Source organism: Pseudomonas sp. LH1G9, from assembly GCF_002949975.1.
Taxonomy (GTDB): domain Bacteria; phylum Pseudomonadota; class Gammaproteobacteria; order Pseudomonadales; family Pseudomonadaceae; genus Aquipseudomonas; species Aquipseudomonas veronii.
The window spans coordinates 833,423-845,000 of record NZ_CP026880.1; the positions used below are offsets into that span (position 1 = coordinate 833,423).

Annotated in this window: 11 protein-coding genes (1 of these 11 only partly in view); 10 read left to right on the forward strand and 1 reads right to left on the reverse strand. The window is 62.7% G+C overall.

The genetic code is table 11. The features are described 5' to 3' along the window. Positions 1 to 28: 28 nt before the first annotated feature. The 9 genes from C5F70_RS03915 (at position 29) to C5F70_RS03955 (ending at position 10,250) form a co-directional block, all read left to right on the forward strand. A complete protein-coding gene (locus C5F70_RS03915; protein WP_017849371.1) occupies positions 29 to 1,003 on the forward strand; it encodes a LysR family transcriptional regulator in 975 nt (324 codons plus the stop codon). A 322-nt stretch (positions 1,004 to 1,325) separates the two neighbouring features. Continuing rightward, on the forward strand, positions 1,326 to 2,843 hold the full coding sequence (locus C5F70_RS03920; RefSeq protein WP_046486813.1) for an amino acid ABC transporter permease/ATP-binding protein: 1,518 nt from the start codon (positions 1,326 to 1,328) through the stop codon (positions 2,841 to 2,843). Between the two features lie 25 nt (positions 2,844 to 2,868). Further along, positions 2,869 to 3,741 (forward strand): phytanoyl-CoA dioxygenase family protein, encoded by an 873-nt coding sequence (locus tag C5F70_RS03925; protein ID WP_017849369.1) that lies wholly within the window; start codon positions 2,869 to 2,871, stop codon positions 3,739 to 3,741. A 28-nt stretch (positions 3,742 to 3,769) separates the two neighbouring features. Beyond that, positions 3,770 to 4,600 (forward strand): ABC transporter substrate-binding protein, encoded by an 831-nt coding sequence (locus C5F70_RS03930; protein ID WP_104902743.1) that lies wholly within the window; start codon positions 3,770 to 3,772, stop codon positions 4,598 to 4,600. Between the two features lie 50 nt (positions 4,601 to 4,650). Further along, positions 4,651 to 5,382 (forward strand): class II aldolase and adducin N-terminal domain-containing protein, encoded by a 732-nt coding sequence (locus C5F70_RS03935; protein ID WP_104902744.1) that lies wholly within the window; start codon positions 4,651 to 4,653, stop codon positions 5,380 to 5,382. Between the two features lie 9 nt (positions 5,383 to 5,391). Further along, entirely contained in the window at positions 5,392 to 6,069 is a 678-nt protein-coding gene (locus C5F70_RS03940; protein WP_104902745.1) for a DUF1028 domain-containing protein, read from the forward strand. Further along, positions 6,066 to 7,217 (forward strand): acetylornithine deacetylase, encoded by a 1,152-nt coding sequence (gene argE, locus C5F70_RS03945; protein WP_017849365.1) that lies wholly within the window; start codon positions 6,066 to 6,068, stop codon positions 7,215 to 7,217. Before C5F70_RS03940 ends, argE begins: the two co-directional genes overlap by 4 nt. Before the next feature lie 38 nt (positions 7,218 to 7,255). Continuing rightward, positions 7,256 to 7,951 carry a tRNA (adenine(22)-N(1))-methyltransferase TrmK gene (locus tag C5F70_RS03950; protein ID WP_026140332.1) on the forward strand — a complete coding sequence of 232 codons (696 nt, stop codon included), beginning with the start codon at positions 7,256 to 7,258 and terminating at the stop codon, positions 7,949 to 7,951. 241 nt (positions 7,952 to 8,192) lie between these two features. Continuing rightward, on the forward strand, positions 8,193 to 10,250 hold the full coding sequence (locus C5F70_RS03955) for a methyl-accepting chemotaxis protein (RefSeq protein ID WP_104902746.1): 2,058 nt from the start codon (positions 8,193 to 8,195) through the stop codon (positions 10,248 to 10,250). A gap of 24 nt (positions 10,251 to 10,274) precedes the next feature. Here the strand turns inward: C5F70_RS03955 and C5F70_RS03960 are convergent, their stop codons facing one another. Then, entirely contained in the window at positions 10,275 to 10,421 is a 147-nt protein-coding gene (locus C5F70_RS03960; RefSeq protein WP_082107721.1) for a DUF2986 domain-containing protein, read from the reverse strand. A gap of 134 nt (positions 10,422 to 10,555) precedes the next feature. On the opposite strand from C5F70_RS03960, the gene C5F70_RS03965 reads away from it, so the two are divergent. Further along, a protein-coding gene (locus tag C5F70_RS03965; RefSeq protein ID WP_046382618.1) for a PD-(D/E)XK nuclease family protein crosses the window boundary here: on the forward strand, positions 10,556 to 11,578 show its 5' portion. It continues 159 nt past the right edge of the window; 1,023 of the gene's 1,182 nt are visible here — the first part of the coding sequence; the start codon lies at positions 10,556 to 10,558; its stop codon lies beyond the right edge, outside the window.

Sequence of the window (11,578 nt, forward strand, 5' to 3'; positions counted from 1 at the left end):
ATACAGTCATTACCGAGGTACAGGCCTGATGCTCAGTCGTATCACTCAGCGCCAACTGGAATATTTCGTCGCGTCGGGCGAGGCCGGCAGCATCAGTGCCGCGGCTGAACGCATCCATGTTTCGTCGCCGTCGATCTCGGCGGCGATCACTCACATGGAGGCCGAGCTGGGCATCCAGCTGTTTATCCGGCATCACGCCCAAGGCATTTCGCTGACGGCCGTGGGGCGCCTGGTGATGCAAGAAGCCAAGCAGATTCTGGAGCAGGTGAGCAACCTCTACACCATCGCCTCGGAGTCGTTGAACACCGTGCGCGGGCCGCTGCGCGTGGGTTGCCTGGAGTCGCTGGCGCCGATGATCACCCCCGAGCTGGTGTTTGGTTTCGGGCGTGCGTTTCCCGGCGTGCGCCTGACCCAGGCCGAAGGCAACCACGAGGAACTGCTGGAAAAACTGCGCAGCGGCGAGCTGGACATCGCCCTGACCTACGACCTGGTGACCAGCCCCGACATCGATTTCCAACCCCTGGCGCACCTGCCGCCGTATGTGATGGTCGGCGAGTACCACCCGCTGGCGAGTCTGTCGGCGGTCAGCATGCAGGACCTGGAAGCGTACCCGGTGGTGCTGCTCGACACGCCCTGGAGCCGCGACTATTTCCTCAGCCTGTTTATGCAGGCAGGCACCACGCCGAACATCATCATGCGCTCCACCAACCTCGAAACGGTGCGCGCCATGGTCGGCAACGGGATCGGTTATTCCTTCGCGAATGCGCGGCCCAAATCGAACCTGTCCCAGGACGGCAAACGCGTGATCCGCCTGCGCCTGGCGGGCGCGCACCGGCCGATGAAGCTGGGCTACGCCACGGCGAGCAACACCCAGCTGTCGCGTGTGGTGTCGGCGTTTGCCGAGCGCTGCCGCATGTTTGTGTCCGACCAGTACATCCCCGGCATGGCCCCGCCGAGCTTTTTTGACCCGCATGCGGTGCGCTCGCTCAGCAGTGTGAGCTGAATTTGCACCAAAAGGTGGCGTGTTCGGCGCGGTGAGTTCAGGCGCGCACCCTTTCGGTCAGGGCCTACAGCCTATCCAATGTGGGAGGGGGCTTGCCCCCGATTGCAGTGGGTCAGCTTGCTGATGTGTTGCTGATGCGCCGCTATCGGGGGCAAGCCCCCTCCCACATTGATTTTTGGTGGTTTCGAGGGTGGCGGGGGGCTGCGTAGGTTCTGCCTACCCAGTGGACCGGGTTTTACGAATTGACCCCAAGTGCCTCCCGCCACGACTCTGAATTCATTGACGCAGATCAACTTCTTTTTTGGGGCAGGGCAGCGCAACGATGACATTCGATTGGAATTATATGTTGGGTCTGCTGGGTGACGCCGAGTTCTGGCGCGCAACGTGGACGGTGATCAAGCTCAGCACCCTGACCTGGGTCTTGAGCATCGGTCTGGGCTTTCTGCTGGCGCTGGCCAAGCAATCCAGGCATGGGCTGCTCAGCGTTCCTGCGCGTGGCTATATCTGGCTGTTCCGCAGCCTGCCGTTGTTGGTGCTGTTGATCTTTATCTACAACCTGCCGCAAGCGCTGCCCGGCACGTCGGCGATTCTGGCCGACCCGTTCTGGTCCGGCCTGTTGGCCCTGGTGATCTGCGAAACGGCGTATGTGGCCGAGATCCATCGCGGCGGTCTGCTCTCGATCCCCAAAGGCCAGGGCGAGGCAGCGCGGGCGTTGGGCTTGAAGTTTTTCGGCACCCAATGGCGCGTGGTGATCCCCCAGGCCGTGCGGGTGGCGCTGCCGTCCCTGGCCAACGAATACATCTCCATCGTCAAGCTCACCTCGCTGGTGTCGGTGATCTCGCTGACGGAAATCCTGATGGTCGGCCAGCGCCTGTATTCGCAGAACTTCCTGGTGATCGAAACCATGGCGGCGGTGGCGTTTTTCTACGTGTTTATCGTCACCGTGTTCGACTTCCTGCTCAAACGCCTGGAGCGCTTTCTCGACGTCAACCAACGCAATGTGTCGCGGGTTCCCGATGCGGCGGTGCTGGCGCTGGCCACGCAACAACGGGTTGCGCTGCAACGTCCGGCAACCACCGGGGCCCCGGCGTTGCAAGCCACGCGGCTGCACAAGGCCTACAACGACATCGAGGTGCTGGGCTCGGTCAACCTGCAGGTCCAGCCCGGTGAAGTGGTGTCGGTGATCGGGCCGTCGGGGTCGGGCAAAACCACCTTGATTCGCCTGCTCAACGGCCTGGAGCAACTGGACAACGGCGAGATCAGGATCAACGGCCAGCCGTTCATCCACCTGAACAAAACCGGCGCGCAGAAACCGCAGTACGTCGAACACGCCGAGCATCGCCTGAACATTGGCATGGTGTTCCAGAGCTTCAACCTGTTCCCGCACTTGAGCGTGCTCGACAACCTGCTGATGGCGCCGAAATATCACGGCCTGGGGCGTACCGACGCGCTCAAGCAACAGGCCTACGCGCTGCTGCACAAGGTTGGCATGCTCGACCACGCCTGGAAGTACCCGCACCAACTCTCCGGCGGCCAGCAGCAACGCGTGGCCATCGCCCGCGCGTTGATGATGCGCCCGCAGATCATGCTGTTCGACGAGCCCACCTCGGCGCTCGACCCGGAGAAAGTCAACGAAGTGCTGCAAGTCATCGAAGCCTTGGCCGAGGAGGGCATCACCATGGTGATCGTCACCCACGAGATGAATTTCGCGTTCAAGGTCTCCGATCGGATCGTGTTCATGGAGAAGGGGCGTGTGGTCTGCGACGACACGCCTGCGGTATTGCGCAGCGGCCAGAACCCACGCGTGGAGGCGTTCCTCAAGGACGTCTCGCTGGCGTGACCCTCTAACGTTCAGGAAAAACAAAATGATCGAGCAACATCAAATCGAGCAGTTCCAGCGCGATGGCTACCTGGTGGTGGAAGGCGTGTTGTCGATGGACGAAGTGGCCGCGTTGCAGCACGACTTCGACCAATGGGTAGAAGAAAGTCGCCGCCATGACCAGGGCTGGGGCACCACCGTGGATGGCCGCGCACGCTTCGATCTGGAGGGCGACCATCGCGCCGATCACCCGTCGCTGCGGCGGGTCAGTTCGCCCACCGAGATTTCCCCGGTGTATGAGCGCGTGGCGTTGCATTCACGCATGGCGGCGATTTCCGCGCAGTTGATCGGCGCCAGTGGCACGCGCTTTCACCACAGCAAGATCAACTCGAAGCTGCCCCGCACCGCGACCCAGGTGAAGTGGCACCAGGACTTTTTATTCACGCCCCACAGCAACGACGACATCATCACCGCCTTGCTGATGGTCAGCGAAGTGACCCCGCAAAACGGCCCGCTGAATGTGATCCCCGGCAGCCATAAAGGCCCGTTGTGGTCGCACTGGCAGAACCAGCGTTTCACCGGCGCGGTGGACGACGCCGTGGTCGCGCAACACTGTCGGCAACCGGTCGCCTGCTACGGCCCGGCCGGTTCCGTGTGCTTCATGCACACCCGGCTTTTGCATGCCTCCAGCCCTAACGAGACCGAACTGCCGCGCACCCTGTTCATCAGCGTCTACGCCGCTGAAGACGCGCTGCCATTCGGCGAAAACCCTCTGCCCAGCGCACATGCCGGCCTGCTGGTGGCCGGTGAAGAAAGTGGCTTGATACGTTCCACGGACAACCAACTGCGCTTGCCGCAGAAACCCCGTGGCGCGTCTTTCTTCGTGCAACAGGCCGGACAAGATTCTGCCACTGCCTAACCTCCCAACCCCCTTGCAGGTATTGACCATGACAGCGTTTCGTAAAAGTGTTCGTCCCCTTGCCGTGTGCCTGCTGGGCGCAGCGGTTGCGATGACCTCGTTGGCGGCTTCGGCGTTCCAGCAGGACGGCAAGATCATCGCCGGTTCCGATGTGACGTTCTTCCCCTATGAGTACATGGATAACAACAAGCCAGCGGGCTTCGATATCGAGTTCATGGACGGCCTGGGCAAGGTCATGGGGCGCAAGGTCGAGACTCTCGACACGCGCTTTCCCAACCTGATCACCGGCCTGCAGGCCGGGCGTTTCGATGTGACCAACTCGTCGATGTACATCACCGCCGAGCGGGTCAAGGTCATCGACATGATCCCCTACCTGAAAAGCGGTGAGTCGATCCTCACCCTCAAGGACAGCACCTTCCAACCCAAGACCCCCGAGGAGTTCTGCGGCCACAAGATCGGTTCCATGGGCGCTACGTCCTGGCTCGCGCAGATGAACAAACTGTCGGCCGAGTACTGCGTGGCCAAGGGCTTGAAGCCGATCCAGATCAGCGAGTACAGCACCGACCCGCAAACCACCCAGGCGCTGCTGGCCCATGCGGTCGAAGCGCAGATCACCGACGCGGCCGTGGCCCGTGGCGTGATCGACAAGCTGGGCAGCCGCGTGGTGATTTCCTCCGACACGTTGATCTACCCGGTGCTGAACGGCTTCGGCGTGAAGAAGGGCAATGACACGGTGAAAAAGGCCCTGCTCGATGGCCTGGAGAAGTACCGCGCCACGCCGGAATACGCGGCCTTGCTCAAGAAGTACAACTTCGAGGCCCCCACCGATGCCGACCTTGCGGCGCTGATGCCCAAGTAAGCCTATTGCGCGGCCGCCGTCTTGCGGTCGCGCCCTGCGGAGACCGATCCATGGCGTTATCCCTCGAAGAACAGACGCGCATTGACCTGGCAGTGACCTTTCGCATCGTCGCCCACCTGGGTATGCACGAAGCGGTGGCCAACCACTTCAGCGCTGCCGTGTCGGCCGATGGCAAACAGTTTTTGCTCAACCCGAAGTGGAAGCACTTCTCGCGCATTCGCGCCAGCGACTTGCTGCTATTGAACGCCGATGACCCCAGCTGTGCCGACCACCCGAACGTGGACGCCACCGCCTGGTCGATCCACGGGCAGATCCACCGACTGCTGCCGCACACCCGCGCCGTGCTGCACCTGCACCCGGTCTACACCACGGCGGTGGCGTGCCTTGCCAAGCCGCACATCCCGGCGATCGACCAGAACACCGCGCGCTATTTCAACCGCGTGGCGGTCGACGAACTCTACGGCGGCATGGCCGATACCGAAGCCGAAGGCGCGCGCCTGGTCGGCCTGCTCGACGGCAAGAGCCGCCTGTTGATGGGCAATCACGGCGTGATGGTGACCGCTTCGTCCATCGGTGAAGCGTTCGACGATATCTGGACCCTGGAGCGCGCCTGCCAGATCCTCGTCACGGCGTGGTCCACCGGGCAGCCGTTGCGGGTGTTGTCCGATGAAGTGGCGGAAAAAACCGCGCGGGGCTGGGAAGGCATTACCGATTTCTCGCGCCAGCATTTTGAAGAAATGAAGCAAATGATGATCGATGCCGATGCGTCGGTGCTCGACTGAGGAAGCGCTATGACCTTTTCCGTTGTTGCCCGCTGTGCCGAGACGGGCCAGTTGGGGATCGCCATCAGTTCGTCGAGCATCGCCGTGGGCGCGCGTTGCCCGTGGCTGCGCCCCGGTGTGGGCGCGGTGGCGTCGCAGAACATCACTTTGCCGAGCCTGGGCCCGCAGATTCTCGACCTGCTGGAGCAGGGCATGACGCCGAGTGAAGCCGTGGCGGCAGTGTTCGCCGGGCAGGACCATCGCGACTATCGGCAGGTGACGGTGATCGATCGGCTGGGCCGCACCGCGCACTTCAGCGGCGCGCAGACCCTCGGCCTGCATGCCGCGCAGAGCGGCGAGCAATGCGTCGCGGCCGGGAACATGCTGGCCAATCCCGGTGTGATCGCCGCGATGGTCGGCGCGTTCGAAAACGCCTCGGGGCATCTGGCTGACCGGCTGCTCGCCGCGCTGCACGCAGGCCAGGCCCTCGGCGGCGAAGCGGGGCCGGTGCATTCGGCGGCCCTGGTGGTGGTCGACGATCTGCTCTGGCCCATCGTCAATCTGCGCGTGGACTGGGCCGATGCCGAGCCGATCGGCGCCCTCGATCAGTTGTGGCAGGCCTATCGCGGGCAACTGCAAGACTACCTCGACCGCGCCCTCCACCCGCACATCGCGCCGGGCTATGCGGTGCCGGGAGATGACCGATGAGCCACAGCCGTGACCTGCTGGCGCAACTGGTGCGTTTCGACACCACCAGCCGCGAATCCAACCTCGCGTTGATCGACTTCGTGCGTACTTATTTGCAGGGCCACGGCGTCGCCTGTGAACTGGTGTTCAACGAACACAAGAACAAGGCCAACCTGCTGGCGACCATCGGCCCGGCGGATGTGCCCGGCATCGTGTTGTCCGGGCATACCGATGGGGTGCCGGTGGACGGCCAGCGCTGGAGCGTGGCGCCATTCGACCTCACCGAACAAGACGGCAAGTTGTACGGGCGTGGCACCGCCGACATGAAGGGCTATATCGCCTGTGTGTTGGCCTGTGTGCCGGCGCTGGTGCGGGCGTCGTTGCGCATGCCGGTGCATATCGCGCTGTCCTATGACGAGGAGGTGGGGTGCCTGGGCGTGCGTTCATTGATCGAACGGTTTTGCGCGCAGCCGGTCAAGCCGCTGTTGTGCGTGATCGGCGAGCCCACCGAGCTCAAGCCGGTGCTGGGGCACAAAGGCAAATTGGCCATGCGTTGCGATGTGCATGGCGCGGCGTGTCATTCGGCCTATGCGCCGTCGGGCGTCAACGCCATCGAATACGCGGCCTGCTTGATCCGGGAGCTGGTGCGGCTCGGTGAAGAACTCAAGGCGCCGCAACACCTGAACGCGGCGTTCGATCCGCCGTTTTCCACGGTGCAAACCGGGGTGATGAGCGGCGGCAAGGCGCTGAATATCGTGCCGCAGCAGTGCAGCTTCGATTTCGAAGTACGCTCGCTGCCGGCCCAGGACCCGTGGCAGGTGGCGCACCAGTTACGGTTGTATGCCGAGCACACCCTGCTGCCGGCGATGCAGGCGGTGAGTGCGCAGTGCGCGATCGGTTTCAGTGAGTTGTCCAGCTATCCGGGGTTGGCGACTTCGTCGCAAAGCCAGGCCGCTGAGTGGGTCGCGCAGTTTTGCGGTTCGCGGGACTTCGGTACCGTCGCCTTCGGCAGCGAAGGCGGGTTGTTCGATCAGGCGGGGATTCCCACCGTGGTGTGCGGGCCGGGCAGCATGGAGCAGGGGCACAAGGCGGATGAATTCATCAGCCTGCAACAACTGGATGCCTGTGATCGAATGCTGGAGCGGGTGGTGGAGTTTGTGCGTCAATAGCCCTCGCACTGACACTCGTGGTGAAGAAGGGGCCCCAGTTGAACGAACACACATTGTCCATGCGCCTGGAACGCGTGGCGGCGCATGTGCCGGCCGGGGCGCGGTTGGCGGATATCGGCTCCGACCATGGCTACCTGCCGGTGGCGTTGCTGCGCCGCGGCCTGATCGCGGCGGCGGTGGCGGGGGAGGTGGCCGCGACGCCATTCCAGGCCGCCGAACGCACCGTGCGTGAAAATGGCCTGGAGCGACATGTCAGCGTGCGCCTGGCCGATGGCCTGGCAGCCATCGAACCCGGCGACGCGATCAGTGCGATCAGCGTCTGCGGCATGGGCGGCGAGACCATCCGCGACATCCTCGACAGCGGCAAGGCCTGCCTCACCGGCCAGGAGCGCCTGATCCTGCAACCCAACGGCGGTGAACAACCGTTGCGCCAATGGCTGATGGACAACGGTTACCGCATCCTGGTCGAAGAGTTGTTGCGGGAAAACCGCTTCTACTACGAGATCATCGTCGCCGAGCGCGCCGAACCGCGGGTGTACAGTGCCGAGGAGTTGTACTTCGGCCCGCTGCACCTGCAGGCCCGCAGCCCGGACTTCCTGGCCAAGTGGCAACGCCTGCTGCGGCAAAAGCAGAAAACCCTGGCCGGTTTCGAACAGGCCCGCCAGGCGTTACCGCCGGCCAAGGTGCAAGAGGTCGCCCGGCAAGTGCAGTGGATCACCGCGTTGCTGGCGTGACCGCAGCGGGTTGATCGAACCCACTCGCTACGCGGTCGTTCCCGACGCTGAGTGCTTTCGCCCCATCTTCGCGCACGGCACACGATTTTTCGGGTGTCGCACCGCCTGTTCAGGGGGGCGCTCTCTGCGGCCCGTATCTTGCTTGAGCCTTCCCAATCAATGACATGGCACTTTGCCGTTAGTCATTTCAAGGCGTCACCCATCGTTGCCGCGTGTGGGTGGTTTTAGGGAGTAGTCGGCCATGCACAGTCTTTTGTCACCCGGTATCCGCCTGCTCGGACGTTTCGGCTTCGCACGCAAATTCCAGATTCTGTTCATTCTGTTCATGCTGCCCTTGGCCGGGAGCCTCTGGATGATCGGGCTGGACTATCGCGACAAACTCGCGGTGATTTCCAGCGAAAAGTCCGGCGTTTCTCAACTGCTGACCCTGGACGCGCTAGATGGCCAATTAACGGCCCAACGCAACCTGGCGTCGCGCTGGAAAGCGCTGGACCTGCTGCGTGAACCGACTCCCGCAGCCAAGGCGGCGATGGACCAGGTGGATGCGAACAACCCGCTCATCCTGCAAAGCCTGCAAGCCCTGGGCGACGCGCTCAAGAAACAGGACGCGAGCGCCGATACCCTGGCCCGCTTCGATGCGTTGCAGGCAGCGGTCAAGGGGATGGATGTGCAATCCCTGCGCACCGTCGGCTGGTGGCCAGACGGCTACGACCGCTTCACCTCGGCGCTGAGCGCCATGCAAACCCTGCGTGAACAGATCACCCTCGACGCCGGCCTGATCCTCGACCCCTGGTTGGAGACTTACCTGCTGATGCAGATTTCCAGCCAGCACACGCCGGACCTGATCGAGCGTATCGGGCGCATGGCCAGTATCGGTCAGTCGTCCATCGCCTCGGGCCAGTTCACCTTGCAAAGCCGCTTGCAGATGCGCGACCTGCGCGGTCGTATCGGCGATGCGCGGGACCAGTTGGTCAAGGCAGCGGCATCGCTCAAGGCCAAGCCATACGCCGGCCTGGAACCCTGGACCGCGCAGTACGACAACAGCCTGCAACAACTGGACAGCGAGCTCAAAGTGCTCGACGACGGCGTGTTTGGCGGCACCATCAAGCTTGACCCTGCCAGTTTCGAGCGCAGTGTCGACACCATGCTCGGCAGCCTGGGCGCGTTGCGCAAGCAGTCTCTCGGCTCGCTGGATGCGCGCCTGACCCATTACCACGACCGCTCCTTGCAACAATTCATCCCCGTAGCGGCCATTTTCAGCCTGCTGGCCCTGGCGGCGCTGTACCTGTTCATGTGCCTGCAAGCGTCGATCCGCCGCAGTGCCAGCGGTATCACCACGCTGGCTGAGTCGTTGCGCGACGGCAACCTGTGTGTGGAAGTGGCGGTGGACGGTCGCGATGAGCTGGCGGCGATCAGCGCGGCGCTCAACGTGGCGGTGGTGCAACTGCGTACCAGCCTGCTGGGGGTCAATCACGAGACTCAGCAACTCGGGTCGGCGGTGCTTACGCTCAATTCGCAGTCGGGCAGTACCCTCAGCGACGTCGAAGACCAGCAACACCAGATCAGCCAGATCGCTGCGGCGGCGACGCAATTGGCCGCCACCTCCATGGGCGTCGCCAAAAGTTGTGAGCAAGCCTCCGGCAGCGCCCAACACACCCGCCGCATCGCTGAAGACAGCAGCCGCGACAGCCAGCGTACTACGGCGAGCATCCAGCAACTCAACCAGCGCCTGACCGACACCGCCAACGCCCTGGAGCAAGTGAGTCAACAGGGCCAGCAGATTCAGTCGGTGGTCGACACCATTCGAGGCATCGCCGAGCAAACCAACCTGTTGGCACTCAACGCCGCCATCGAAGCCGCGCGAGCTGGCGAACAGGGCAGGGGGTTTGCCGTGGTCGCCGATGAAGTGCGCAGCCTGTCGCAACGCACCCAGGCCTCCACCGCGCAAATCGCCGGCACCGTCGACAGCCTGCGCGCCACGGTCAGTCAGGCCGTCACACTGATGAGCGTCGCCTGTGCCCAGGCGCTGACCGACGCCGAATCCGTTACCGGGCTGGGCGCGCGGCTGGGCGAGATCGCCGGAGCCGTGCAGAACGTCACCGACACTCTGGCGCATATCGCGGCGGCGGTGGAAGAACAAGCGACGACGGCGGACGAGGTGAGCGGCAATATCCAGCAAGTGGATCAGGCGGCAGGGCGCTTGCTCGATGGCGCGCGGGCGGTGAATCAGGCAGCGGATACGTTGAGCAAGGGCAGTCGTGCGCTGAGTGACAACACCGCACGTTTCCGCCTGAGCTGAATAGGCCGCCGGGTGTAAGCCGGTCTAGTTTGTGTCCTGACTGGACTCTACCTCGAGTTTCAATCGGTCAGCCTTGCTGATGTATTTGTCCTTGGCTTTCGGCGCCAATTTGGCACTGGCCTTTTTCGCGTTGGCCTTTAATAGCTGATTGATCTTTTTACGACGGTTCATGTTGGTCTCACCCACCTGGTCAATTCTCGAATGATATCAGCTAAAAACAATGGGCCCGATTTTGACGGTGCGGTGTCATAAAATAGTGGCACAATGCCTCATTCTCAGGCATCGCAAGCACAAGGAGATGAGCCTTGCACCTATTGATCACTCGCGCCGCCTCACTCAGGGCCACGCTTCATCGCCCTGAACCCTTCAATCTGTTCACGCTGTTGCGCAGCGCTTCGGACGAGGTCCGCCTGCACTCTCGCTACCTGGCTTTTTTGCTCAACCCCAAGGGCGCCCACGCCGCGGGCGGGAAACTGCTGGAGCTGTGGCTCGCGGCGTTGAATATAGAAGGCTTCGATTGTCGCGCTGTCACGGTGGATGTCGAGTACCGCAATGTCGACATCCTGATCCGCAACGGCAAGCGCCAGGCGATCATCATTGAGAACAAGCTCAACGCCGAGGACCAGGACGCCCAGTTGCACCGTTACCTGGAAGCGCTCCAGGGCGAGGGCTACCAGACGTTCCCGCCGTTGTACCTCACCCTGGACGGGCGCGATGCCGACACGCGCAGTTGCCTGGGCATCGACTACCAACGCATCAGCTACGCCGCCGACATCCTGCCTTGGCTTGCGCAATGCCAACCTTGGGTGATCCGCGAAGCGGGCGTGCGAGAAAGCCTGCTGCAGTACATCGACCTCATCGCAAAACTGACTTTCCAGAACCAAGGACACGCCTACATGGACGCGCTCAAGCAGACGTTACGCCAGGACAACAACCTGCTCGTGGTCAAGGACCTGCAGAGAGCCTTCACCGAGACGCTCAAAGACCTGCAACTGGAACTCTGGCAAGCCGTTGCCAAGTGCGTCGAAGATAAATACCCCACGCTGCCCAAGCCCTCTGAAGCGCCCACTGCGGCGGTTATCGACCGTTACTACAGCGCGGCCAGGGATAACCGTTATTACGGCCTTCACTACGAGCTGGGCTTTATGGCGGGCTCGGTCTACATCGAGCTCAATCATCGCTTCTATTGTGGCTATTGCTGCGATGCCGAATCCCATCCTCGCGATTTCGGGCAACTGGAAATGTTGACGCTGTTGTTGGAGAACGATGGCGTCAGCGAAAATGGCTTGCTCTGGCGCTTCACCACCGAACTCAATATGAAACACCCC